Origin of the sequence: Niallia alba, assembly GCF_012933555.1 — a bacterium.
GTDB classification, from domain to species: domain Bacteria; phylum Bacillota; class Bacilli; order Bacillales; family Cytobacillaceae; genus Niallia; species Niallia alba.
Map to the genome: position 1 here is coordinate 3,294,554 of NZ_JABBPK010000001.1, position 26,201 is coordinate 3,320,754.

At 34.4% G+C, this 26,201-nt stretch carries 24 protein-coding genes; 8 read left to right on the forward strand and 16 right to left on the reverse strand.

Features of this window, described 5'->3' with window-relative positions; all coding sequences use genetic code 11:
* From pstC to HHU08_RS15915, 6 genes are all read right to left on the reverse strand, one after another.
* Positions 1-951 (reverse strand): phosphate ABC transporter permease subunit PstC, encoded by a 951-nt coding sequence (pstC, locus tag HHU08_RS15890; RefSeq protein ID WP_169188839.1) that lies wholly within the window; start codon positions 949-951, stop codon positions 1-3.
* A gap of 68 nt (positions 952-1,019) precedes the next feature.
* Complete coding sequence (locus tag HHU08_RS15895) at positions 1,020-1,988, reverse strand: PstS family phosphate ABC transporter substrate-binding protein (protein WP_169188840.1); 969 nt, start codon at positions 1,986-1,988, stop codon at positions 1,020-1,022.
* 219 nt (positions 1,989-2,207) lie between these two features.
* The gene (locus tag HHU08_RS15900; protein WP_169188841.1) at positions 2,208-4,313 is read right to left on the reverse strand and encodes a peptidoglycan D,D-transpeptidase FtsI family protein; all 2,106 of its coding nucleotides are present in this window, start codon (positions 4,311-4,313) and stop codon (positions 2,208-2,210) included.
* Positions 4,314-4,576: 263 nt separating this feature from the next.
* The gene (locus tag HHU08_RS15905) at positions 4,577-6,697 is read right to left on the reverse strand and encodes a peptidoglycan D,D-transpeptidase FtsI family protein (protein ID WP_169188842.1); all 2,121 of its coding nucleotides are present in this window, start codon (positions 6,695-6,697) and stop codon (positions 4,577-4,579) included.
* 219 nt (positions 6,698-6,916) lie between these two features.
* On the reverse strand, positions 6,917-8,134 hold the full coding sequence (locus HHU08_RS15910; protein ID WP_169188843.1) for an MFS transporter: 1,218 nt from the start codon (positions 8,132-8,134) through the stop codon (positions 6,917-6,919).
* Between the two features lie 169 nt (positions 8,135-8,303).
* Positions 8,304-8,912: a superoxide dismutase gene (locus HHU08_RS15915; protein WP_169188844.1), complete on the reverse strand. Its 609-nt coding sequence runs from the start codon at positions 8,910-8,912 to the stop codon at positions 8,304-8,306.
* Positions 8,913-9,526: 614 nt separating this feature from the next.
* Here HHU08_RS15915 and HHU08_RS15920 point away from each other — a divergent pair.
* Positions 9,527-10,222, forward strand: coding sequence for a Crp/Fnr family transcriptional regulator (locus HHU08_RS15920; RefSeq protein WP_169188845.1), 696 nt, complete (start codon positions 9,527-9,529; stop codon positions 10,220-10,222).
* A 405-nt stretch (positions 10,223-10,627) separates the two neighbouring features.
* Here the strand turns inward: HHU08_RS15920 and HHU08_RS15925 are convergent, their stop codons facing one another.
* On the reverse strand, positions 10,628-11,107 hold the full coding sequence (locus tag HHU08_RS15925) for a DUF456 domain-containing protein (RefSeq protein ID WP_016203005.1): 480 nt from the start codon (positions 11,105-11,107) through the stop codon (positions 10,628-10,630).
* Between the two features lie 144 nt (positions 11,108-11,251).
* Between HHU08_RS15925 and HHU08_RS15930 the strand changes: the two genes are divergently transcribed.
* Positions 11,252-12,031: a DUF1189 domain-containing protein gene (locus HHU08_RS15930; RefSeq protein ID WP_016203004.1), complete on the forward strand. Its 780-nt coding sequence runs from the start codon at positions 11,252-11,254 to the stop codon at positions 12,029-12,031.
* 185 nt (positions 12,032-12,216) lie between these two features.
* Here the strand turns inward: HHU08_RS15930 and HHU08_RS15935 are convergent, their stop codons facing one another.
* Entirely contained in the window at positions 12,217-13,896 is a 1,680-nt protein-coding gene (locus HHU08_RS15935; RefSeq protein WP_016203003.1) for a methyl-accepting chemotaxis protein, read from the reverse strand.
* Between the two features lie 180 nt (positions 13,897-14,076).
* Between HHU08_RS15935 and HHU08_RS15940 the strand changes: the two genes are divergently transcribed.
* Positions 14,077-14,397 carry a LysM peptidoglycan-binding domain-containing protein gene (locus HHU08_RS15940; protein WP_016203002.1) on the forward strand — a complete coding sequence of 107 codons (321 nt, stop codon included), beginning with the start codon at positions 14,077-14,079 and terminating at the stop codon, positions 14,395-14,397.
* A 240-nt stretch (positions 14,398-14,637) separates the two neighbouring features.
* A complete protein-coding gene (gene ispG, locus HHU08_RS15945) occupies positions 14,638-15,753 on the forward strand; it encodes a flavodoxin-dependent (E)-4-hydroxy-3-methylbut-2-enyl-diphosphate synthase (protein WP_198013196.1) in 1,116 nt (371 codons plus the stop codon).
* A gap of 95 nt (positions 15,754-15,848) precedes the next feature.
* Here the strand turns inward: ispG and HHU08_RS15950 are convergent, their stop codons facing one another.
* Positions 15,849-16,220 (reverse strand): DUF4190 domain-containing protein, encoded by a 372-nt coding sequence (locus tag HHU08_RS15950; protein ID WP_016203000.1) that lies wholly within the window; start codon positions 16,218-16,220, stop codon positions 15,849-15,851.
* A 170-nt stretch (positions 16,221-16,390) separates the two neighbouring features.
* Here HHU08_RS15950 and HHU08_RS15955 point away from each other — a divergent pair, with 170 nt between their 5' ends.
* Positions 16,391-16,969 carry a hypothetical protein gene (locus HHU08_RS15955; RefSeq protein ID WP_169188846.1) on the forward strand — a complete coding sequence of 193 codons (579 nt, stop codon included), beginning with the start codon at positions 16,391-16,393 and terminating at the stop codon, positions 16,967-16,969.
* A 62-nt stretch (positions 16,970-17,031) separates the two neighbouring features.
* Here HHU08_RS15955 and HHU08_RS15960 read toward each other — a convergent pair whose 3' ends face one another.
* Positions 17,032-17,445 carry a Fur family transcriptional regulator gene (locus HHU08_RS15960; protein WP_016202999.1) on the reverse strand — a complete coding sequence of 138 codons (414 nt, stop codon included), beginning with the start codon at positions 17,443-17,445 and terminating at the stop codon, positions 17,032-17,034.
* A 290-nt stretch (positions 17,446-17,735) separates the two neighbouring features.
* Here HHU08_RS15960 and HHU08_RS15965 point away from each other — a divergent pair, with 290 nt between their 5' ends.
* Positions 17,736-17,993 (forward strand): DUF2624 family protein, encoded by a 258-nt coding sequence (locus HHU08_RS15965; RefSeq protein WP_016202998.1) that lies wholly within the window; start codon positions 17,736-17,738, stop codon positions 17,991-17,993.
* Between the two features lie 53 nt (positions 17,994-18,046).
* On the opposite strand, the gene HHU08_RS15970 is transcribed toward HHU08_RS15965, so the two are convergent.
* On the reverse strand, positions 18,047-18,940 hold the full coding sequence (locus tag HHU08_RS15970; protein ID WP_016202997.1) for a deoxyribonuclease IV: 894 nt from the start codon (positions 18,938-18,940) through the stop codon (positions 18,047-18,049).
* Between the two features lie 20 nt (positions 18,941-18,960).
* The gene (locus HHU08_RS15975; protein WP_169188847.1) at positions 18,961-20,271 is read right to left on the reverse strand and encodes a DEAD/DEAH box helicase; all 1,311 of its coding nucleotides are present in this window, start codon (positions 20,269-20,271) and stop codon (positions 18,961-18,963) included.
* A gap of 285 nt (positions 20,272-20,556) precedes the next feature.
* On the opposite strand from HHU08_RS15975, the gene vrrA reads away from it, so the two are divergent.
* Positions 20,557-21,135: a VrrA/YqfQ family protein gene (gene vrrA, locus HHU08_RS15980; RefSeq protein ID WP_169188848.1), complete on the forward strand. Its 579-nt coding sequence runs from the start codon at positions 20,557-20,559 to the stop codon at positions 21,133-21,135.
* Positions 21,136-21,403: 268 nt separating this feature from the next.
* Positions 21,404-22,345, forward strand: coding sequence for a 4-hydroxy-3-methylbut-2-enyl diphosphate reductase (locus HHU08_RS15985; protein ID WP_169188849.1), 942 nt, complete (start codon positions 21,404-21,406; stop codon positions 22,343-22,345).
* A 178-nt stretch (positions 22,346-22,523) separates the two neighbouring features.
* Here the strand turns inward: HHU08_RS15985 and HHU08_RS15990 are convergent, their stop codons facing one another.
* The 4 genes from HHU08_RS15990 to rpoD all read right to left on the reverse strand — a co-directional run bounded on the left by HHU08_RS15990 (position 22,524) and on the right by rpoD (position 26,187).
* Positions 22,524-23,642, reverse strand: coding sequence for a Nif3-like dinuclear metal center hexameric protein (locus tag HHU08_RS15990; RefSeq protein ID WP_328823071.1), 1,119 nt, complete (start codon positions 23,640-23,642; stop codon positions 22,524-22,526).
* A complete protein-coding gene (locus HHU08_RS15995; RefSeq protein WP_169188851.1) occupies positions 23,636-24,346 on the reverse strand; it encodes a tRNA (adenine(22)-N(1))-methyltransferase in 711 nt (236 codons plus the stop codon). Before HHU08_RS15995 ends, HHU08_RS15990 begins: the two co-directional genes overlap by 7 nt.
* Positions 24,347-24,372: 26 nt before the next feature.
* Entirely contained in the window at positions 24,373-24,912 is a 540-nt protein-coding gene (locus HHU08_RS16000; protein WP_016202991.1) for a hypothetical protein, read from the reverse strand.
* A 150-nt stretch (positions 24,913-25,062) separates the two neighbouring features.
* Positions 25,063-26,187 carry an RNA polymerase sigma factor RpoD gene (gene rpoD / locus HHU08_RS16005; protein ID WP_016202990.1) on the reverse strand — a complete coding sequence of 375 codons (1,125 nt, stop codon included), beginning with the start codon at positions 26,185-26,187 and terminating at the stop codon, positions 25,063-25,065.
* Positions 26,188-26,201: the final 14 nt, after the last annotated feature.

Consider the following 26,201-nt stretch of genomic DNA (forward strand, 5'->3'; position numbering starts at 1 on the left):
TTAATATTCCTCCCTAAAGCGACGAGAAATGTATTGGGCAAGCAAGTTCATTAAGAAGGTAAATAAGAACAACGTAAATCCAACTGCGTAAATACTGTAGTAAATAGTTGTACCATATCCTGCATCTCCTTGACTAACTTGAACAATATAAGCTGTCATCGTTTGAATAGATTCTGTTACGTTAAAGCTGAGCTTAGGTGTACTTCCCCCTGCGACTGCCACAATCATCGTTTCTCCAATTGCTCTTGATAAAGCTAAAACAATAGAAGAAACAATCCCGGAAACAGCTGCTGGTAAGACTACCTTGATTGCAACTTCAAACTTAGTAGAACCCATCGCTAGAGCCCCTTCGCGCATTGCCCTTGGAACGGCACTCATTGCATCTTCTGATAAAGAAGCAATCATTGGTGTAATCATAATTCCGATTACTATTCCTGGACTTAACGCGTTAAACATTTCTAAAGAAGGAATCATCGATCGAAGCAACGGTGTTACAAATGTTAAAGCAAAAAAACCGTAGACAATCGTTGGGATACCTGCAAGAACTTCTAAAATTGGTTTAATAATTCTTCTTGTTTTATCACTCGCGTATTCACTTAAAAAAATGGCAGATGCTAACCCTATTGGCACAGCAACAATTCCTGCAATAATCGTTACTTTTAATGTTCCAGACACAAGTGGCATAATTCCAAATGAACCTGGGTCAGAAAATGGATACCACGATTTACTCGTTATAAATTCTTTTATATTTACTCTTTCAAAAAAAGTAAATGTTTCAATGATTAATGTAAATAGAATACCTAGTGTTGTTAAAACAGATAAAATAGCTGTAATCAATAATACCTTGGGCATTATTTTTTCTAGCACCCTACTGATATTGTTTTTTTGCTTTCTTTCTGCGATTAACTCTTGCACAGATGGTGTGTTTGCTTTAACTTCCTGCTTAATCATGCTTTTAGCCCCCCTTAATCCAAACAGCAAGATGGAAAGCCAAGTACAAAGCTTTCCATCAAAACTTATTACTTAAGTCCTTTAATTAATTCTAAATCTTTTTCATATTCTTCTTCTGGCAATTTTACATAGCCTACTTCTTCTGATAGATCTGCAGCATTTTCAATCATAAATTCAGCGAAATCAGCTACTTCTGCTTTTTTCATCGATTCATTTTTTACATATGTGAACAATGGTCTTGATAATGGAGCATATTCTCCGCTTTCAACTGTTTCATTTGTTGGTTCAACTGGGCCGTTACCACCATCAATTGGCACGACTTTTAACTTATCTTTATTTTCTGCATAATAAGCATATCCAAAGTATCCAATAGCGTTTTTATCACCTGTTACACCTTGTACTAAAATATTATCGTCTTCTGATAAAGTCGCCGCTTTTGCAATTGGTTGATCTTCTAAAATCACTTCATCGAAATAATCGAATGTTCCAGAATCAGTTCCTGGAGAATAGTATTTAATTTCTTCTTCTGGCCATCCTTCACGAATGTCAGACCATTTTTTTGCTGTACCATCTTCAAGCCAAATTTTCTTTAACTCGTCTATTGTTAAATGGTCAACCCAAGTATTATCTTTATTCACAACAACGGAAAGTCCGTCATATGCTAATCTTAATTCAGTAAAGTCAATTCCTTTTGACTCTAGCTCTGTTTTTTCTTCATCCTTAATTGGACGGGATGCATTACTGAAATCTGTTTCACCTGCGATAAATGCTTTAAATCCTCCACCTGTACCAGATGATGCAACAGAAACTTTTACATTTGGTTGCTCTGCTTGATACTCTTCAACGATTGCTTCCATAATTGGATATACAGTTGATGATCCGTCTAATTTGATTTGGCCCGATAATTGTTCAGTTCCATTATCCTTTGATGAATCGGATGAATTTGACGGACTAGCATCGTTATTTCCACCACACGCTGCTAATGCTAACATTGTTCCAATCGTTGCTGTCAATCCTACTGTTTTAAAGCTCTTCATTTTTCTCTTTACCCCCTAAGGATGGTTGTTTTGTTTTACAAGTTAACTATAAGTCTTTAGTATTAACTTGGTTTTAACTGTTTGTAAATCAATGTTAACAGAATGTAAAAGTAGGGGTTTTTCGAACTATTTTTGTTAATGACTAGAATGTTTCTACCTTTAGGTAATAATAATAAAAAAAGGACGAAACTAGTTTTGGCTAGTTTCGTCCTTTTTTATTTACTCTTTTTCTTCTTTACTATCTTCTTTTTCTCTTTCTTTTTTCAAGTCGAAATACGCATCCAATACACGTTCTCCGATTTTCTTATTAGCCCCATTATCGACACTTCCTTGATATGCCCATGGAACCATTACAGCCATTGCTACTTCTGGGTTATCTGAAGGAGCATAGCTAATTAAGCTTAAGTTCATGACTTGAGGTGGTTCTTTTCCATAATCACTTCTAGATGGACCATCATAAAATGCTTCTGCTGTACCTGTTTTAGCCGCTGGAGAATAATCTTTTCCACCTAAATTAGAATAAGCAGTACCTTTTGGAGTTTGTGCTACCATTTTAAATCCTTGCTGTACTCTTTCAATCCATTCAGGTTTCACATCGACCTTATTTAATACTTTAGGTTTAATTGTCTCTATGATTGGACCGAGCGTACTATCATCTGCAACTGGTTCGCGAATTTCTTTGACAATATGTGGTTCCATTCGTTTTCCGCCATTAGCGATGGTTGACACATATTGTGCAAGCTGCATATTGGAATACGTATCATATTGTCCGATGGATAAATCCAGTAAGAAACCTGGCAGTGTATCTTGTCCTTTAAACCCAACTTGTTCATTAGGCAAATCAATTCCCGTGCGAATTCCTAATCCATACTGAGCAAATTCATTTCTCACTAAGGAAAAGTCATCAAGTGAGACAGATAATGGTTTACCATATACATAGTTAGCGCCAGCCATCTTCATCACCGTTCTGAACATATAAACATTGGATGAGCGTTGTAAAGCAGTAAGATCGCTAATTGGTCCCATTGTTGTCCAAGACTTTTTGATAGTATTTCCAATTTTTACAGGTGTATCATTCCAGACTGTTCCTGGTGAAATTGCTCCTGTTTTATACCCAGTTAATACAGTAGCACCTTTTACAACAGAACCTACGTTATAAGTGGTAGTAATATTACCGAGTGCATCATCTTGAACTTCCAATTTTCCCGTTTCGTCATCTCTTACTAGCCGCTTTCCAGCCATGGAGAGAACATCTCCTGTGTTTGGATTCATAAGAACGACATAAGCTCGATCAAGCAATTTCGTGCCAGCAAACGTTTTTGCTTTTTTCAATTCTTCCTCGATGATTTTTTCAACTTCTAATTGAAGCTCCATATCAATGGAGAGGATTAAATCATTGCCTCTTTTTCCTTCTGTGATGACCTCGGTACTAACAATATTGCCTTTTTTATCTGTTTTATTGCGGACTTTCTCTTTTTGACCTTTTAAAACATCCTCGTATTGTAACTCTAAGTAACTTGTTCCAACTCGATCATTTCGACTGTATCCTCTTGAAACATAATAATCTAATTTCTCTGCAGGAAGACCCTTTTCTGCGGAACTCACATTACCTAAGACAGATTTTAAGGTATCCCCAAATGCATAGGATCTTTCCCAGTCTGTTGTTGTATCTACACCGGGCAATGATTCTAAATTCTCACTTACTACTGCAAATTCTTCGTCACTTACCTCTTTATTTTTGACCATTTGTGGAGTTAGTTTATATCCACTAATGAACTCACGATAAATAGCTAATACTTCCAGATCATGATTAGTGAGTGTCTTAAGATCCTCTTCTGAAATACGATCAAGCTGTAATTGATATACTTGTTTATTGTATTCATCCTTATCCGGGTACTTCTCAGCTAAAGCCTCTTTTTCCTTTTCCGAAACTTTCTGATTAGCCTTTTCTTCATTTTTTATAATCCAATAATCCTTTTTCTCCCGCTCTGTTACCTTTTTCGTATCTTTTATAATATACTTTGAAAGCAATTCAGCAGTTTCGAGCATTTCTTCTTGCTTAACACCAGAATTGGTATAAGTAATTGCTTTTTGTGCAACATTATCTACTATTACTTTTCCAGTTGCATCATACATTTTCCCACGTGGCACAGAGGTATTTACTGTAACATCTTCTGTTTTCTCTAATTCTCTTTTATAATCCTCTCCATAAACAATCTGCACAAAACCTAGACGCAGAATCAATGCTGAGAACAGTAAAAAAACAAAAAAGAAAATAATATTAAGACGTACAGGTATCGTTTTTTTCTTTTTCTTTTTTCCCAACGTTTAATCACACTTTCCTTAAATATTCTTTTTCTATTGTAATAGAAAACAGTAGATTATTCTATTAATAACTAATTGGAATAATCTTCTAAGATTGTTTAGCACTTGAAATCAGCTTTTTCTTTCTATGTTATTCATTAATATGGGAGAAAAAATCCCTATATATCCACGTTTCTTTTATCCAAAATACACCAAAAACACTATCTATAAAGGCAGACATTATGAGCCCTATAGATAGTGTTTTATTGGAAGAGTCTATTAATCTATTCTTTTTCTTTATTATTCTTTAATTCAAAATATTTATCCATAACACGTTTTCCGATTGTTAAATTAGGAGAAGGGCCATTATTTGTTGTGTAAACCCACGGGACCAATACAGCCATGGCCACTTCTGGATTATCAGAAGGAGCATATGTGATTAAACTTAAGTTCATAACCTCAGGTGGCGGGACATTATAATTCGTTCTTAGTGGTCCATCGTAGAACGCCTGTGCTGTTCCAGTCTTACCAGCTGGGCTATATGGCGCTCCTATAAATACCCCACCTGTTCCTCCTGGCTGCATAACCATGCGAAATCCGGTTTGTACTTGTTCAATCCATCCTGGTTCTAAATCTAATTTATTTAAAACTTTCGGTTGAATTTCCTGCACGATTGGACCTAACTTCTCATCTCCTTGAGCTGATTCTCTTATTTCCTTCAACAGTCGCGGCTGTATTCGATAACCACCATTAGCGATTGTAGAGGCATATTGGACTAATTGCATATTAGTATATGTATCATATTGCCCGATTGATAGGAACATTAAATTACCGGGAACTGCTGTATCTTGCCCTTTAAAGCCCGCCATTTCATTTGGTAGATCGATTCCTGTTCTTACCCCTAGACCAAACTCGCTAAAGGAATTTCTAACTTTATCCCATGCAGCCGGATCGACGTTTAAAGTTTGTCCTGGTCTCGTATAGCTTTCCTTACCTATTGCCAATGCAATCTTAGCCATATATACGTTCGACGATCTTTTTAATGCAGTTAAATCATTCATATTACCCCACAATGAACTTGAATGAGATTTAAAATCTGGTGAATCCTTGATTTTAATTACTTCATCACGCAAAACAGAATAGGGACGAATAACCCCTTCTTTATAACCAGTTAATACCATAGCCCCTTTAACTGCTGACCCAACATTATAAGAAGTGGTAATATTACCTAACGCGAAATCTTGAACAACTTGCTTTCCTGTTTTATCATCTTTGCCTAACTGTTTTCCTGCCATTGTTAATACTTCCCCTGTATGAGGATCCATCAATACGACAAATGCTCTATCTAAATATTGGGTACCAGCATAACCATATTTCGTCTTTTTAAGCTCTTCTTCAATAATTTTCTCTACTTCTAATTGTAATTTCATATCAATCGTTAATACTAAATCATTTCCTGCAGCACCATTAGACAGCACTTCGGAATTGACAATCTCATCTTTTTTATCTTTAATATATTTAACTTTTTTCTTTTGTCCTTTTAAAACATCTTCATATTGCTTTTCCAGATAGCTTAACCCGACTCTATCGTTCATGCTATAGCCTTTAGCTAAATAGCTATCTTTTTCTTCTGCTGGAACTCCCCTTTGTGATGTACTTACATTCCCAAGCACGGTTTTTAATGTCCCACCAAACTCATATTCTCTATCCCAGTCACGAACTGTATCGACACCAGGTAGTTTCTCTAAATTTTCACTAATAATCGCAATTTCCTTATCGGTTACACCTTCATTTTTAACAATATGAGGGGTATAGTAATATCCACTTTGAAATTCCCGATAAATCGCTAATGTTTCCAGATCCAGGTCGGTAAGTGTGTTTAAATCCTTTTCTGTTACACGATCACGCAAAAGCTCATCATATGCTTTTTGATATTCTTTATTATCATCTTTATATTTTAGTTTAAGCTGGTCATTTTCTTCTTCTGGTATTTTCTTTTTGGCTTCATCTGGATTGATAAGAATCCAGTAATCCTTTTTATCTCTTTCTGTTATCTTTTTAAGATCTTTTTCACTATCCATTTTAATAATTTTTGCTAACTCTTCTGCTGTCTCACGCATTTTTTCTGGCTTATCCTTTTTCCAATTCGTATATGTAATGGCATTTTTACCAACATTACTTACGATGCTTTTACCTGTCCTATCATATATTTCGCCTCTCGGGACAGAAGTATTAATGATAACGTCCTCTTTCTTCTCTACTTCCTTTTTATATTCATCGCCATAAACAATTTGGACAAATCCTAATCTTAATATAAGTGCTGAAAATAATAAAAATACCGTAAAGAATATAATGTTAACCCTTAAAGGTATTGGATTTCTCTTTTTTTTCTTTTTTTCCCCCATGATAGATCCCACCATTTCCTCCAAAACTTTCCTATTTCTATTTTAAAGGAAATTTACAAAGATTACTATATGATATTGGATATTTAAGTGAATCCCACGTTTGTTCAGGCTGCTCAATAATCCTATATCTTCATTTCCCCTATTGAAAAACAACCATCTATAGAAAACAGTCTTTTAAAAGAGAAGAGGATCTGTAACTTTACAACAGATCCTCTCGGTTCAAGCAGCCTTCCATTTAATTTTTCGAGCGAAGAAATAAATCACAGAATGTCCACTTCCTAATATAAACAACAATACAGGAATTACTTTATTAGGGTTAAATATGCTGACACCAATAATGAAAACGAGCACTGATAATAGCCTTCCTAGATTCAGAAACAATTCTCTCACTACTATATATTCGATTCTCATTTCTCCTGCTTTCCAGCCTTTTCCGATTACATCAAAGGTCAGACTAGTATAGGGAACAAGAATTAATGGATAAGCAATGGCAATTGTTCCTGCATATATCAACAATTTCGTATAAGAAAAATCAAAAACGATAATAAACATTGAAAGGAATAACATAATTCCCCCAATTAAAATAGACTTATTCCGATTGTCATTTTTGATTGTCCTCGAAACAATATAATAGGCTATAAAGGAAATACCTGAATTAATTAACCCAAATTTACCTAAAGCTAATTCACTATCTGTAGCAATATAAACGAAGACAGTTATCATAAACGCGAAGACGCCTTCCCGTAAGCCTTGGAAAAAATGAGCATTCGTGATGAGTTTCCAATTATTATTATGTTTTCTCTCTTCAACAATTCTTTTAAAAAAATATTTGCCTTCTGCTGGCCTTCTTTTTAGAAAAAAACTAGAGACAACTGCTAGAAGAAAGAGACCTAGAGACATACCAAAAACAATCATATAACCTGTCGATTTTGTTAACTGGGAGATAATATATCCAGCAATCATTGGTCCAATCATTCCCGCAACCGAATTTAACAAGCCTAAAAAGCCATTAAAGAAATCTCTGGTTTCCGGTTCTGTCACTTCAAATGTTAAAACATTATAGGCTAGCCAATAAAATCCATTGCCAATTCCCAGAATTGCTCCAAGGACCAGAAGAAATGTTGATGCTTTATCTCCAATTAATAAAACGGTTAAATAAAAAATGGTAAGAAAGGCTACTCCAATTCGGAATACAATCACCCGATCAATCTTCTTTGCCCACCTGCCTGCAAGTGTAAAGGTAAGTAGCTGCAGCAAGATAATAGCCAGGTTATACAAGCCTAAATCTCTGAATTCACCTGACTGTTTCCATAAAAACACGTTAACGAAAGTATTAGAAAGTGCTACACTGAGTGAATATAAGCCCCCTGTGAGCAACAATATTTTCAAGTCTTTTGTTAGCTCTACATTACCTATTAATTTTCCTATTTTCATCATAGAAACTCCCCTTTGTTCTAGAGTAGTTTCTAACAAAATGAATTTCGTTATGCATTATATATAAAAACTAACAATTTTGAAAATAATATTAACAATGCTAAGACTTCTAAGGAAATGCTACACAAAAAAACCTGCAAGCGTAAGCTTCACAGGTTTTTTTTATTATTCATTATTGTGCAGCTGTAAAACGTTTTGCTACTTCATCCCAGTTAATAACATTGAAGAATGCACTAATGTATTCAGGACGACGGTTTTGATAATTTAAGTAGTATGCATGCTCCCAAACATCTAATCCTAATACAGGAGTTTTCCCTTCCATTAAAGGATTGTCTTGGTTTGGAGTGCTTGTTACTTCTAATTCTCCGTTATTTACAACTAGCCAAGCCCAACCTGAACCGAAGCGAGTTGTCGCAGCTTTTGAAAATTCTTCTTTAAAGTTTTCAAAGCTTCCAAACTTGCTGTCAATTGCAGCTGCTAAATCACCAGTTGGTTGATCGCCACCATTTGGAGAAATAACTTCCCAGAATAGAGAATGGTTAGCATGACCGCCACCGTTATTGCGAACTGCAGTGCGTGCTGCTTCTGGAACTGCATCAAGATTAGATACAAGCTCTTCTACTGTTTTAGAAAGTAATTCTTCATTTCCTTCTAATGCATTGTTTAAATTTGTAACATAAGTATTATGATGTTTCGTATGGTGAATGTTCATCGTTTCTTTATCGATGTGTGGTTCTAATGCGTCATAAGCGTAAGGTAATTGTGGTAATGAATAAGCCATGTCTAATTCCTCCTAATATTATATGTATTATTTTCTTCCCCTATAAGGTTTGTCCTATTCCGACAATTTATATATGGGAAGCCCTTTAACAATACATTATCAAATAAAGAACTTACTTTCAATCTATTTGCTTGAAAAGATTCCCTCTTTAAAATACCCATTTAATATAATTTTAAACACCGGCATACTAGGTTATTGGAGCTAAAAAAGGTGAAATCATTAATTGCTGTAATCTAAGAGTAGAATTTGCAATAATAAATGCGTATATATGCTTTTTTCCGCTTCATAAAAACCTTTTACTATAAACCAAAATAGTAAATAGAAAGCTAATAATATTTATTCTCATAGCATTTTACACTTTTCAAGTTACCTCTAGTGATTAACATCACTTCTAAAATCTCTCCTTCTATAGTATTACCGAGTCTATTAGAAGCTCTATTGAAATAAGTTCGATAAATTGTCATTTTTTCAATTTACCCTTTTGTATCAACGTTCCTAATACCAATAGAATCATTGCTATCTATACAAATTCCATTTTATCCCATTTGAAGATTGACAAATATTTCACAATGTTTTTTAATCAAGAAAAGAGGCTTATTAAGGAGTGCTTTCTTATGAATGAAGTGCAACTATCACTATATAGTTTATTAATACAACATTTTTTTGATATAGAAAAAATCGAACATATAAAAAAGGGAACTTTATTATTTCAGGAAAAAGATCCTGTGCAAAAAGTATATATTTTATTAAATGGAACCATTTCTCTTGGAAGAGTGCACGAGAAAGGCAAAGAATTTATCATGAAAATTCTCCATGATGAGGAATTATTAATAGAATACCAACTATTCAAACATTCTCCTAAATATTATTTCTTTGCTAAAAGCCTGACTGATTGTGATGTGCTCGCCATTGATCGAAAAGAATTTGAACAATTAGCATTAAAAGATCCTGTGCTCCTGACTTCCATTACAAGCTGGTTAAGTACCGGGTATTTAAAAGCACATATGAAATGCCAAGATCTTATTATGAACGGAAAAAAAGGTGGTCTTTATAGCATATTGATAAGATTATCTCATTCATTTGGAGTAAAAAATATGGAAGGAATTCTCATTGATATCCCCATCACCCATCAAGAGTTAGCAAACTTAACCTTTGGGACACGGGAAGTCATTCAACGAATATTAAAAGATTTAAGAGAAAGAGAAGTAATTGACTATAGCAATCAAAAAATTACGGTGAAAAACCTTGCCTATTTAAAAAGAGCAGTAGACTGCCAAAACTGTCCCGCCGAAATTTGTGGATTAAATTAAAAAGAATAAGGCTGGGACATAAGTATTTTTAACCAAATAACCCCGGACGATTATACGTACATGCAAAAAAAATGTTCGTATAATCGTCCGGGGTTTTATTCATTTTAAGAAAGAAGGTTTGTGGTGATCACCCGCAGACTGAATACACTTCGTATTTCCTACTAATTATATTTTCTTTTATAAATATGATGGATCGAAACAATCTTTTAAAATGGAGTGAAATGAAGCAAGGACACTCAACTCCTGCGGGAAGTAGAGCAATCTATAGACCCCACAGGCTTTAGATTGCTCCCCAGCGCATAGAGTGTCTGCAGCGTAATGGAACGAGTTGGTTTCGCTACTAAATGAGAAATCGTTCGTCTTTATCTATAATATAATTTATTTTGTCCCAGCCTCTGGTTCCTTTTATATTTTTAGGAAAAAATAAACAATCATGATTGCCTGGATTAGTCCCTTTGTCACTACACTACTGAGAAATCCAATTAATGAGCCTACTCCAATTTTAAGTGCATTCTTCCAATTAGTCTTACTAACAATAAGCTCAGCCAGAACAGCTCCTATAAATGGACCGAGAAGGATTCCAATTACCGGGATTACAAAAGGTCCTACGAGTAAACCTATCGTACTGCCCCAAATACCAGCCTTGGTACCGCCAAATTTCTTAACACCTATCCAATTGGATATAGAATCTGCAAAAAATAATAGAATGACAAACATTCCTTGGATGACCCAAAATAGTATAGTAAGTTCTTCAAATGAAAAAAATAGTCCATACAAAAGGTATCCTGCCAAAATGAACAGCACGCTTGGAATGATTGGATAAATCAGTCCTATAAACGCGATAATGAATAAAACGCTAATAATAATCCAATAAATAATATCCATAACGTTCCCCTTTTCTTCTGTCTAATATAACATATCCCTGCCTCATGTTTATCATACTTTTTTATGCAAATCAAATGCTCGGACTTGTATCTATTGGTTGTAAAAAGATACAATAAGGATGAAACTTTTGAAGGATGTGTCAGAATGAATATTTTTAAGCAGTTTTATCGAAGCCTCTATTCTCCAAAAGATATAGCAAGCTTCCGTTTTCAAGGTATCGGAAAGACCATTATTTATTTGGTGCTATTAACCATTATTGCATCACTACCTAATTTATATTATTTAAATAAAGGTATTAATGAAGCAATACATACGTTTAGTGTAACGATGGAAGAAGAAGTTCCTTCTTTTACAATAAGTGATAATACACTCCATACAGATAATGATAAAGAACCAACTATTATTGAGAAACCTGATTTAACCATTATTGTGGATTCTTCTGGAACCTATGATCATGCGAAAATTAATTCTTATGGAAATACCGTAGCCCTTTTAAAAAATGAATTCGTAATTGTAACGTCTGGACAGGCTCAAACATTTGATTATTCTTCTTTTGGGAATATCTCCTTAACAAATGAGGAGCTTATTGAATTTATTCAAACGATGGATTCATTAGCCTATGTGTTTATTATTATTTTAGTGGTTATCTATATCTTGTTCATGCTTATTTACAAAGTCTTGCAAACACTCGTACTTGCTATGTTCGGCAGCTTTTTCTCCAAGATTTTTGGCAGAACATTAACGTTTGCACAGTGCTGGAAAATAACTGTATATAGCACAACTATTCCCGTTATTTTCTTTGCTATTATGGACTGTTTACAAACAATTGTTCCTAGTGGTTATTTATTAAATTGGTTTATTAGCTTATTCCTTGTTTGCTTAGCTATTAAAGAAGTTCAACCGGAAAAACCTCTCCAACCTTAAATGTCCTATACAACATTAAAAAGCAAAAACTATCTACATGTAGTTTTTGCTTTTTATATAAAAGGTTGTTTTCATAACGTAAACTAACCATTCAGACCTATACGGACAGTTGATCTCCTACCCTTCTTCTTCGAATTTTCATAAGCTTAGATTAGGGTCTTACTGTCCGTTAAGAGTGGGATAAATTAATTATCTTTTTGTTCATCCATCTTTATGTTTTCCTCAAGTTTCGCCACTAGCTTCGAAAGTCTGGAACTTATATCTGCATTTACCTGAATACTATCCTGTTGTATTTCGCCTATCTTCTTCATTTCATCTGAACTTGCAAGGGTTTGTTGACTTATCGATGTAACATGTAACGTACTATGCTCCATTTTTGGAAAAAATGCTTGTAGCTCATTTAGTAAATAATGATTATCTTTTAATCCTTCATTGACGAGAGAAATTCCCTGTAATAACTGATTAAAAGAAACGGTAGCCTTATTAGCTAATTCATCACTTTTCGCAAAATTAAGTTGGATATCTTCTAAATCGGTTGATGATTTTTGTATGATATGATCCATATCAAGTGTGAAAGCTTTAATATCTTCCGCTGATTTTGATGATAAAACAGCAAGTTTTTTCACTTCATTGGCAACCACCGCAAATCCTTTCCCCTGGATGCCAGCCCTTGCTGCTTCTAAAGTTGCATTTAAAGCTAAAAGTTTTGTTTGTTCAGCAAGTCCCTTTATATCTTCTACTACATTTTTTATTGATAAAGCGTGTTTATTCAATAAATCATTATTACTATATATAACCGTCACTTTGTCTTGCAGCAAATGTTGACTAGCAAATAAATTATTCATATTTTCTTCACCTAGTATTGCAGCACGATTCATTTTTTCTGTATGCTCATTTATTTTTTGGCTGCTCTCTTCAATTTGCTCACTTAATGCTTTCATCTCTTGAAAAACAGTTATATTATGTTCTGAACTAACAGCGGTTTGCTCCGCTCCATTTTTTACGGCACTAATCATCTCAGAAAGTGTTACACCACTTTCAATCATCTGCTGTGCTTCCATTTGTAAAATATTATTCGTTTTAGCTAAATGAGTACTAGTAGCATGCATATCTGATAAAAGAAGTTTTAATCTCTTTATTAATAAATTATAACTATTAATTAACGAGTTGATTTCTGGAATAGACGTTTTTATTGACGTAACTTCTGCTAATTGACCATCTCTTGCTACTCTCATAATTTCTCGCAATTTTAATAGTGGGCTAACCATTGTTTTAACAAAAAGAAGAATAACAATTGCTATAATGACAATACTCAATACCGAAAAGAGCAATAAACTATTTTTTAACTGATTAACATTATGTAAGTATTCTTCTTGTGGAATTACTAATAAATAAATCCCTTTTAACTCTTGAATGTGTTGAAAGGCTACTGTATATGTTTGACCATTCCACTTTGTCTCTAATACGCCTGCTTCTAATTTTTTTACTTTTTGAATAAAGGAATCCTCCCACTTGAACTGGGAAGTCTGACTTACTTTAAATGGCTTAACTTCAGCTTCTGAGAGCAAAAAGAAGGAAGCATTTAACCCTTCTTTAGCAAAACTAGCATCTTGGTCTCTAATTATTTGTTCCATTTTTGATTGAAATTTCTCTTCCTGTCCAACATACATTAGCATTGTATTTTGGGCCATTACATAAATAGTACTGGTTTCCTTCTCTAATCTTTCATGCATCATCTTAATTGTCATCTTTTCAGAACTGTTAATGGAGATAAAAGTTAAAATCAAAATGGTAATAATAAATAAAGGCAAAATAAAAAGAAATAACCGATTTTGTATAGAAAGCTTGTCCTTAATTTTTTTCATCCAGCTGTCCCCCCTAGTCAACATTGTCACAAATATTTATTAAGGACATGTAAAGATTAGGTAATTTAATATTAATTTTCATGACTATTTACCCACCCCTACTTTCCTATACTCTTAATTTGTTCTAAACCTTATTGGACAAGCATATATTTTGTTATAACTAGTTTAGGGGGATTTAGGATGAAAAGGTTTTTTATTACCTTTGCTATTTTAATTACAATTTATGTCATCTATATTGATCTAAACGAAGGGACACTTTCCTCCAACCAAGAACAAGAACCTACAATTGAAGTACAGGGCACCCCTCAGGATTCATCCTTATATTTTGAACAAACAGTTCAATCTGGCGATACCGTCCTTTCGATTATCGAACAATATTCCACTGGCGGTCTATCTGTTAGTCTTGAGACAGTTGTAACTGATTTTCAAAAATTAAATGATGGGCTCAAACCTGAGGACATACAAATTGGAAAAACATATTTATTCCCGATATATAAATAAACATAAAAACAATCTTCCGAAAATAATCTATTTTGAGGAAGTTTTTTTATATTCTCTTGTACATAAAAGCTTTTCCCTTTAGTAGTAGGTTTCCCAGTAAAAAGCCAATTCACTTTTTCAGCAAGTTTCTTGTCAATATCAATGATTCATTGTTACAATAGGTAAGGATATCAAGATTAAATAAAAAGCTAATTATTTTGGCTTGTCCAATATAAAAGGAGCGAATCACCCTTGAGTGAAATTATACATCGTACAAAAACCCGCCCAATTAAAGTTGGTAACTTAACAATTGGGGGAAGTAATGAACTATTTATTCAAAGTATGACAACTACAAAAACCCATGATGTTGAGGCAACAGTTGCCGAAATTAAACGTTTAGAAGAAGCTGGTTGTCAGGTCGTCCGAGTAGCATGTCCAGATGAACGTGCTGCAGAAGCCATTAGTGACATTAAAAAACAAATCAATATACCACTAGTAGTGGATATCCATTTCGATTATCGTTTAGCCTTAAAAGCAATTGAAGGCGGAGCAGATAAGATACGAATCAACCCAGGTAATATTGGGAAAAGAGAAAAAGTGGAAGCGGTTGTGAAAGCTGCGAAGGCAAAAGGAATTCCTATTCGAATTGGTGTTAATGCTGGTTCTTTAGAGAAGAAAATTTTGGAGAAATATGGTTATCCAACTGCTGATGGAATGGTCGAGAGTGCTCTTCACCACATAAAAATATTAGAAGACCTTGATTTTCATGATATTATCGTTTCCATGAAAGCTTCTGATGTTAACTTAGCGATTGAAGCATATGAAAAAGCAGCAAAAGCATTTGACTATCCTTTACATTTAGGTATAACGGAATCTGGAACATTATTTGCTGGTACTGTTAAGAGTGCTGCTGGCTTAGGCGCTATTTTAAGTAAAGGAATTGGTAATACATTACGTATTTCCTTAAGTGCTGATCCTGTTGAAGAAGTAAAAGTTGCCAGAGAACTGTTGAAATCATTCGGACTCTCTTCCAATGCAGCAACGTTAATTTCTTGTCCTACTTGCGGACGAATTGAAATCGACCTAATTAGTATTGCAAACGAAGTAGAAGAATACATCTCTACCATAAAAGCACCGATTAAAGTTGCTGTTCTTGGCTGTGCCGTAAATGGTCCAGGGGAAGCAAGAGAAGCTGATATAGGTATTGCTGGTGCCCGTGGAGAAGGTTTACTATTCCGTAAAGGTAAAATAGTCCGTAAAGTTCCAGAGGAAACAATGGTAGAAGAATTGAAAAAAGAAATTGATGCAATCGCTGAGGAATATTTTGCGAAAAAAGCAGCAGAGGAAAAGGAAGATGGCACTGTTGTGCAACCATAATTAGCTAACAGAGAAAGCTTTTCTTTTCTATCCTTCTTAGAAAATCTAACCTCTCACAATGAGAGGTTAGATTTTTTTTGATTTCCCACTTATCGTTAAAAGAATGGGGCGATAAAAATTCCTATAATAATGGAAATTGCACCTAGTGAAATAGCCCATGTCCCAAGCGCACTTGCTCCCCTGCTTCTAGCGACGAATCCTAATACTATCCCGACAATCCCTAATATAATAGGCATTACAAATAAAGACAAGATAGAAATCAGCAACGCCGTAATCCCAATTCCTTTTCCGCCTACTACTTCCCTATCTCTCTCAACATCAGAGGTCACTGGGCGAGTTGTAGCATTATATGTCATTGGAGGTGTTATTTCTGCTGATGTTTCTTCCAAGTAATCAACAGGTGTTCCAGTTCGCTCTCTATCTTGAAAATCGTGACTGTATCCTTCATTGCTATTTTGATCTGGCATGATGATCCCTCGCTTTCTTTAATAGGAGCATTTATTATCATCACCAAATTCACTGTTACTATGTCTGTTAATGTTTTACATGATATCCTCCTTTTTTAAATGCTTTGCTTTTCCAAATCATTATTATTTGATAAGCTAGATAAGAACAACAATGGAAAAAGGAGCAAAAAATGAAAAAATTGCGATTTGGAATCGATATTGATGGAACAGTAACAAGCCCGGCTACATTTGTTCCCTTTTTAAACGAAAGCTTTCAGTTAAATATCACATTAGAAGATATCGTACAATATGAATTTTATCCATTAGTGAATGTATCTAATGAAGAATTTGACAATTGGTTTGTAGAAAATGAAGCAAGAATTTATACAGCATCACCGCTTGCTGAAGGAGCAAATATTGTCCTTCAAAAATGGGCAAAACAACATGAGCTAATATTTATTAGCGCAAGAGGTGAAGGAATGCTAGAGCTAACAAAAGAATGGTTTATTAATCATGGAATTAGTTTTGATCATATTGAATTAATTGGTTCCCATCATAAAATAGCTGCCGCCAAAAAACAGAAGGTCGATATATTTTTTGAAGATAAACACGATAATGCTGTAATGCTTCATGAAGAATTAGGCATACCAGTTATTCTCTTTGACACACCTTATAATAGAAAGCCGATCCCTAATGGAGTTAAACGGGTAACTACATGGAATGAAGCGTATGAGTGGGTGGAAGAATGGGCAAAGTCTTCTGTAAAGTAAATATTTATGGGAAAATTACCATCAAAAAACGAAGCGATATCTTTAAGATATGCTTCGTTTTTTTAATTTCGACACTCTGGACATTTACCGTATATTTCAAATTTATGACCAGAAACATCGTAGCCTTTTAAATTTTCTGCTAGTTCTTCCATTGGGCAAGTAATAATTTCTTTTGTTTTTCCACAGTCTAAGCAAATGAAATGATGGTGGTGATGATGGTGAGAACAAGTAAAACGAAAATGTTTTTCTCCATTTAACTCTGTCATTTCAAATATATCTAATTCTTCAAATAAGGATAAATTACGGTATATCGTATCAAAGCTTAATCCTGGATAATCATCCTTTAATGCTTCTAATACATCTTTTGCTGTTAAATATTTATTTTCATTAGAAAATAAAGCTAATATATCTTCTCGTTTGTCTGTATGTTTATATCCTTTTTCCTTTAAGATATCGAGTGCACTTTGAACATTCATTTTCTCCACCTCATTTCTGCTTCATTTTTCATAATAGTAATTATACGTTAATCTTTTGGAGAAAAAATCCGGGTCTTTTTCCGCTCCAATATTAACAGCCATACAATATTAAGCAAATAAAAAATCTATAGTAATCATTACGATTTATTAGCTCTAATGGTTCAGAATCAGTATACAAGAACGATTGATTATTGTAAAGACATCTTCATTTTTATAAGATAAAATAAAGAAACAAAAAAATTAGCACATTTTTACCTCTCCCCTCATATGTTAGAATGGGGAGTGATGACATGAAAATTTTTGAAAACATAATCAATCACAAAATAAACAACATAACCTCTACTGAATTACTGAAATACAGCAAACAATTCAAAATTAAGATTACAAATGAGGAAGCTGTAAAGCTTGCTAATCATCTTAATGGTCGAAAAGTAAATATTTTCAAACCTAATGAACGCGCACAGTTAATCAGAGAGGTAGCTAAACTGACAAGTCCTGCTACAGCAAAGGAACTAAACGATTTATTTAATTTATTTGCAGAGCAGTAAACTAGGATACTTAACTTACTATTTGAAATAAAAAACGCTCGAATGAGCGTTTTTTAACTTTGTAAGATTTCCTGCAATAAGTTTTCATTAAATGCTTTATTTTTAATCATGGCGATTTCATGCTTATAAGGTGCTTTTTTATTCGTTTTATCAGTACCAACATATGGAGTTTCCAATATTTTAGGTACATCTTCTAGTTGTGGATGATGAACAATTTTCACTAATGATTCAAAACCGATTTGACCGTAACCAATATTCTCATGTCTATCTTTTCTGGCACCAAGGATATTTTTGCTATCGTTAATATGCAATACTTTTAATTTATCGATTCCTACGATTCGATCGAATTCTTGTAATACCCCATCAAAATCTTCTACAATATTGTATCCAGCATCATGGGTATGGCATGTATCAAAGCATACGGATAATTTATCATTATGTGTAACGCCATCCATAATCATTGCTAACTCTTCAAAAGTACAGCCACATTCAGATCCTTTTCCAGCCATTGTTTCAAGGGCGATTTGCAAGTTTTCATTTCCTGTCAGCACTTCATTTAAGCCTTCAATAATCCTTTTAATGCCTACTTCTGCTCCAGCTCCTACATGGGCACCTGGGTGAAGCACAATCTGTCTTGCTCCTAATGCTTCTGTTCTTTCTATCTCACTGCGTAGAAAGTTTACGCCCAATTCGAAAGTAGCTGGGTTCGTAGTATTAGCAATATTAATAATATATGGTGCATGAACGATGATATCTTCAATCCCGTTTTGCTCCATATGCAGTTGTCCTGCAGCAATATTTAAGTCTTCTATTTTCTTTCTTCTTGTATTTTGGGGTGCACCTGTATAGATCATGAAAGTATTTGCCCCATAGGAGACTGCTTCTTCACTTGCTCCTAACAACATTTTTTTTCCGCTCATTGATACATGTGAACCAATTTTCAACAACCTACTCACTCCTCTTTTCCTTATTTTTTTCTACTCTTAATTCTTTTTTCTCTCTTTTTAATCGTTTCTACTTGTTGCTGCATTTTCTTCTTATAACCAGGCTTTACCTTTTTCGGCTTTTTGACAAGCGATTTAGCCTTTAAGTCAATTTCATCTACTTGCCTTTTGCGATTTTTACGGCGGTTACGATCTTCTAACTCAACCCATTCACCTTTCTTAAGATCCATATGCTTAAATTCTACACCGAGTTTTTCTAATTGATTTAACTTGTCTTCATCAGACGTCTCATAAATAGTTAAAGCAATTCCGGAATAACCTGCTCTTGCTGTTCTTCCTACACGGTGTACATAAAAATCTAAGTCTGTCGGCAACTCATAATTGATAACATGACTGATTCCTTTTATATCAATTCCTCTTGCTGCTAAATCTGTTGCCACAATGTATTGGAATTCTAAATCAAGAATTTGCTTCATTACTTTTTTGCGTTCACGCGGTGTTAAGCCACCATGAAGTCTAGCCACTTTAAGTCCTTTGTTTGATAGACCATTAGCAACTTCATCACACATTTGCTTTGTATTGGTAAATACAATTGCAAGATAAGGATTAAAACTAATTAATGCTTCATATACAGTTGTAATTTTATCTCGATGTCTAGAAGGAATTAAAATATGTTCAATTTTTGCTGCTGTTAATTGCTTTGGCTCTATATGAACATACGTTGGGTTTTCTAAATATTTCTTTAAGAATGGTTTTAATTTCTTAGGAATAGTTGCTGAGAATACAAACATACTTAAATCCTTTGGCATTTTTGCTGCAATTTGATCAACATCTTCGATAAAGCCCATATCAAGCATTAGGTCTGCCTCATCGACAATTAGAATTTTTGCTGTATGCACAAATAACGCTTGTTCTTTGACAAGATCATTAATTCTTCCTGGTGTACCAACAACAATCTGTGGCTGCGTTTTTAACTTTTCTATCGAACGCTGTTTATCTGTTCCACCGATAAATAGGCGTGATGTAATTGGCTGTTCTGAATGCTTAATAATTTTCAAAATTTCTTGATTAATTTGATTAGCTAATTCTCTAGTAGGTGCCGTAATAACTGCTTGTACTGCTTGCTTCTCCACATTAATTTTTTGAATGATTGGCAAAATATATGAATGAGTTTTACCAGTTCCTGTTTGTGATTGACCAATCGCACTCTCGCCTTTTAAAACAAGGGGAATTATTTTCTGCTGAATTTCAGTAGGCTCATAAAAACCTAATTCATCAATTGCATCTATAATAAATGGTTTTAATTCGTATTGTTTAAATTGATTATTACTCATATATAAAACTCCTTAATAGCCAGATAAATGAGTGTGCACAGATTTGACATTTATCTATAGCTCTTTTGTCCATCATTTAATTATAATAAAAATTTGCTTAAAAGGCTATACGAGTGCCCTTTTTATTTTTTCCAATACCATTGAATCAATAAATTGCTTATTATCCCTAATTCTAGCTTTTATCTTAACCGACGCAGCTATCCATTATTTCTTTGTAAAACCTAAACATATTGATATCTAATGCATATTCTATAAAGTAGTATTAGTGAAAGGAGGCGTTTTTATATGATGCCACCAAGGCAACGGGGACCGTTCCAAGGACCACCAATGGGCGGTAGAATGCAAGGAATGAGAGGTCCAACTAACTTTCCTGGAGGCGCTATGGGCAGAAGTGGAGCGTCTAGCAGAGGGAGTGGGAGTGGCGGCGGATTATTATCCAAATTACTTGGAGGAGGCAATAATGCTGCAGGAGCTGCTACAAACGCAAGTACTAGAAGTGCAGCATCTGCAGGCGGAGGGTTGTTAAAGACTTTAACTAACCCTTCATCCATAAATGGATTTTTAGCAAATTCTCAAAAGTTTCTTAATACCGCAAGTCAACTTGGTCCAATGATTAATCAATATGGACCAATGGTAAAAAACATCCCTGCTATTTGGAAAATGTACAGAGGATTAACGAGCTCAAGTAAAGAAACAGACGAATTAGAAGTATCGGAACAAACAACAGATAAAGTAAAAAGTGAAAAACCAGCAAAAAAACCAAAGAAGCAAACAAATGCAATTGATGATCAACTAGATGATTTTGAAATTGATTTAGCACCGGAAAAGCCTACAGGTGCCCCTAAGCCAAAATTATATGTGTAAGTACTTCTGACCTTACAAGCAATAACCAATAAGAGGTTTTCATACTAAAGGTTTCTTACAATACCTTTTTTAATGAATCTACATTGGCTTTCACCTTGTTTGGTCAGTATTTTTTTAAAAATTTTTATGCGGTCTTCTTTCCAGACACATATACTTTGTAAACCTCTCGTATGTTATATATAATAGACATGTTATATTATTTAAGAAATATTAGTACATTTACTTAATATATTTGTTTATAGAAGTATCGTGCAGGAGGAATCGGAGAATGAAAGTCATAAAAATTGCACCAAGAGGGTATTGCTATGGAGTTGTCGATGCTATGGTAATTGCGCGAAATGCTGCTTTAGATAAAACATTGCCTCGTCCTATCTACATTCTTGGGATGATTGTTCACAATAAACATGTAACAGATGCATTTGAAGAAGAAGGTATTATCACTTTAGATGGTCAAAATAGAAAAGAAATATTAGAAAAAGTAGATTCTGGAACAGTCATCTTCACTGCGCATGGTGTATCTCCAGAGGTTCGTAAAATAGCAGCAGAAAAAGGGTTAGTAACGTTAGATGCTACTTGCCCAGATGTAACAAAAACACATGATTTAATTAAAGAAAAGGTCAAAGAGGGTTACTATATAATTTATATAGGGAAAAAAGGACATCCTGAACCAGAGGGGGCCGTTGGTGTTGCTCCACATGCAGTATCATTGGTAGAAACTCTTGAAGATGTTAGCAGCTTAAAAATTCATCAAGATAAAATTCTTGTGACAAACCAAACAACGATGAGTCAATGGGATGTTGCTGATTTAATGGAGAATATTAAGAAAAATTTCCCGCAGGCTGAATTCCATAAAGAAATCTGCTTAGCAACACAAGTAAGACAAGAAGCGGTTGCAAAACAGGCAGGGGAAGCTGACGTATTAATTGTTGTTGGCGATCCAAAGAGCAATAACTCCAATCGTTTAGCACAAGTTTCTGAAGAAATTGCCCATACGGCTGCATATCGTATTGCAGACATTTCAGAACTCAAACTAGAATGGTTAAAAGACGCAAGCAGTGTTGCAGTAACAGCTGGTGCATCGACTCCAACCCCTATTACAAAAGAGGTTATAAATTTTCTGGATCAATATGATCCAACAGACGAAAGTACATGGCAGTTCGAAAAGAAAGTTCCTTTAAATAAGATTTTACCAAAAGTTAAGGTAAAATAATCTTTGAAGAGGATGTTTCTATAAAGTTTGTTGCAATCACCCGTAGCCTGAATACACTTAACGCTCCATGGAGCGCAAGCTGTATTCAGGCTGCTCTGTTTTTCAAGATAAAAAAGCAGGCAAAGCCTTTAATCTACCCAAAAAAAGTTTGTCTGCTTTTCATTTACAATAATCCTCATTAAATAAAAGTAAACGGATCAGTATGAATTACAGAAGGGAAAATCTCCACTTCATAGCCATTGTCTTTACACATTTTTGTTAAAACCTTTGTTACCCCAATCTTCATCACTTTTTCAACATTGTGTCCAGGGTCAATAATATTTAACCCTTCAGCTTGTGCATCATGGGCAACATGATAATACATATCTCCTGTAATATAGACGTCCGCGCCTTTCATTAAAGCATGGGAATAATATTTATTACCGTCTCCACCTAAGACAGCAACTTTTTTGACCTTTGCCTCTAAATTTCCGACCACACGGACTCCATCTACTTCAAAGACTTTTTTGACATGATTAGCGAACTCTCTTAAGGTCGTCTCTTTTACTTTACCAATACGACCTAAACCTAATTGTTCCCCTCTTATTTGCAAATCATAGATATCATAAGCAACTTCTTCATATGGATGAGCTTTAAGCATTGCTCTTATTATTTTCTTTTCTTTAGAAGCTGCATAAATCGATTCGATTTTCACTTCCTCTACATGTTCTAATTTATTGACAGTTCCAATGTAAGGATCAGCTCCTTCTAGAGGTTGAAATTCACCGATTCCTTCTGTTGAAAAAACACAATGACTATAGTTGCCTATTGCCCCGGCTCCAGCATCACCGATCGCTTTCTTTACCTGTTCTGCCTGGTCTGTAGGTACATAGACAACTAATTTTTTTAATTTATCCTCATAAGTCGGCACTAATACTTGCGTTTCCTGTAATCCTAATGCAGCACTTAAAAGATCATTGACGCCGCCTTTTGCGACATCAAGATTTGTATGTGCAGCATAAACCGAAATATCGTGCTTAATTAATTTATGCATTATTTTTCCTGATGGATTATCCATTGTTATTTTGGAGAGTGAGCGAAAAATCGGTGGATGATGAGCGATAATTAAATCTACTTTTTGTGAAATTGCCTCTTCGACTACCTCGTCAAGTACGTCGAGTGCAATCATGACACGTTTTACAGGTTTACTTAAATCGCCAACCTGCAACCCTATTTTATCACCTTCCATTGCATATACTTTAGGGGAGAATTGCTCAAACAAAGATATTATTTCATAACCATTAATATTCTTCATGATTTATTCACCTCATCCACTAATGTTATCTTTTGTTGCAGTTCTTTGCGTTTCTGTATATTTTCTTCTGATTCAGGTGCAGCTTCTAACTGGGCAAGTATCCTTTGCCAATTCTTTTTCTCTAAGTTCCATTTTTTCACAAATGCATCATTTCTTTCTTTCATTAAAAATGGTCCAAATAAAATTGCGCTCTCTTCTCTTGTTTCGTATAAAGCAGAAGAATCCCCTTTTTCGGCCACTAGTATCTCATAAATTTTACCATCTTCTTCTAATATTTCTTCTGCTACTAGAGTCCAATTATTTCTTAACAGCCACTCACGAATAGAGACTGCACTAATATTTGGCTGCAAGACCAATCTTTGAACATTCTTTAATTTGTCTCTTCCATTTTCTAAAATAGATGCGATTAGTGCCCCACCCATTCCTGCTATCGTAATGCAATCTACTTCATTTGTTTCAACTACTTCAAGACCATTACCTTTTCGCACAGATATTTTTGACGTTAATCCTTCTTGTTTCACCTGTTTAATAGCTGATTGGTAGGGACCGTCAACCACCTCTCCAGCGATGGCGAAACGAACAGCGTTCCTTTTTACCATATAGCACGGCAAATATGCATGATCGGATCCTATATCAGCAAACGTTGAATCTCTAGGTATGTATTTGGCGACGGTTTCTAATCGTTTCGATAATTTATCTGTATTCATTATTTACACCACATTTCAAATTCTAGTTAAAGCAAATACTTTGATACGACAAGTATAATTAATAAAGTAGCACCAATTATAGCAGCAATCGTAAAATAGAGTAGCTTATATTTCTTTCCACATAAATACCAAAATAAACAGTTAAGGAATAAAATGATATATAAAAATATGATTGCATTGGAAAAAAACTTCAAAACAAACGCTACACTAAATAAAAGAAAAATAATTGCAGCAACAGCAGCTGGTATATCAACATTTAACTGTTTCTTATTATACAAAAAAATTCCTACAAAACAAAAAATCAGAAAAATTAGTGAAATAGCCATTTGCAAAATGAAAGACAATTCAGTAAAATATAATAAAAATATAGTTAATGGAATGAAAGAAAAAAATAATAATGGCAGAAAGAATACACTATTTCTTTTTTTCCTTATCTTATTTTCTTCTACACCATTTCCTTCTGTATATAATGTGAGTAAATAATCACAATAATGTTCTGGAAGCATTTTATTCTCTTTCCAATAAGTAATTTCCTTAACAATAATTAATTTTCTCTGATCATCCATTTTAAAGCATCACTTCCTTAAGTATTTATGATCAAATAAAAGTTAAAAAAGAAACACTGGTCTCACCTTAAAAAAAAGAAATAGCTACTTCACAGGAAGTAAACTATTTCTTTATAGAATCATATTGAAGACCACTTAAGCTAAATTAGCTTATTCTAAGAAATCCTTCAATCGTTTGCTTCTGCTTGGATGTCTTAACTTTCTTAATGCTTTCGCTTCAATTTGACGAATACGCTCACGGGTTACACCAAATACTTTCCCAACTTCTTCAAGTGTACGTGTACGACCATCGTCAAGTCCAAAACGTAATCTTAAAACATTTTCTTCTCGATCTGTTAATGTATCTAAAACATCTTCTAATTGCTCTTTTAACAACTCATAAGCAGCATGTTCTGAAGGAGAAGTAGCATCTTGATCCTCAATAAAATCGCCTAAATGAGAATCATCTTCTTCACCAATTGGCGTTTCTAAAGATACAGGCTCTTGCGCAATTTTTAATATTTCTCTTACTTTATCTGGAGATAAATCCATGTCTTCTCCAATTTCTTCAGGAGTTGGTTCGCGGCCAAGATCCTGTAGTAATTGACGTTGAACACGTATTAATTTATTAATGGTTTCAACCATATGAACAGGAATACGGATTGTTCTTGCCTGATCCGCAATCGCACGTGTGATTGCTTGACGAATCCACCATGTTGCATACGTACTAAATTTAAATCCTTTTTCGTAATCAAATTTTTCAACAGCTTTGATTAAGCCCATGTTACCTTCTTGAATTAAATCCAAGAATTGCATTCCACGTCCAACATAGCGTTTTGCAATACTTACAACTAAGCGCAAGTTAGCTTCTGCTAAACGACGTTTCGCTTCTTCGTCACCCTGCAATATACGCTTTGCTAAGTTAATTTCTTCTTCTGCTGAAAGCAAATCAACTCTTCCGATTTCTTTCAAATACATACGAACTGGATCATTTATTTTTACACCTGGGGGAACACTTAGGTCATTTAAATCGAATTCTTCTTCCCCTTTAGCGAGTTCTTGGACATTCGGAGCTTCTTCTTCTCCGTCACCAATTAATTCGACTCCCTGATCACCTAAAAATTCGTAAAACTCATCCATTTGGTGAGAATCTAATTCAAAACTAGATAATTTCTCAGCGATATCATCATATGCGAGCACACCAGTTTTTTTTCCTACTTCTGTTAATTGTTCCTTTACCTGATCAAGGGTTAGTTCCGTTTCAATCTCTTTTGAACGGGCAGACTTTTCAGCCATATGTCCCCCTCCTT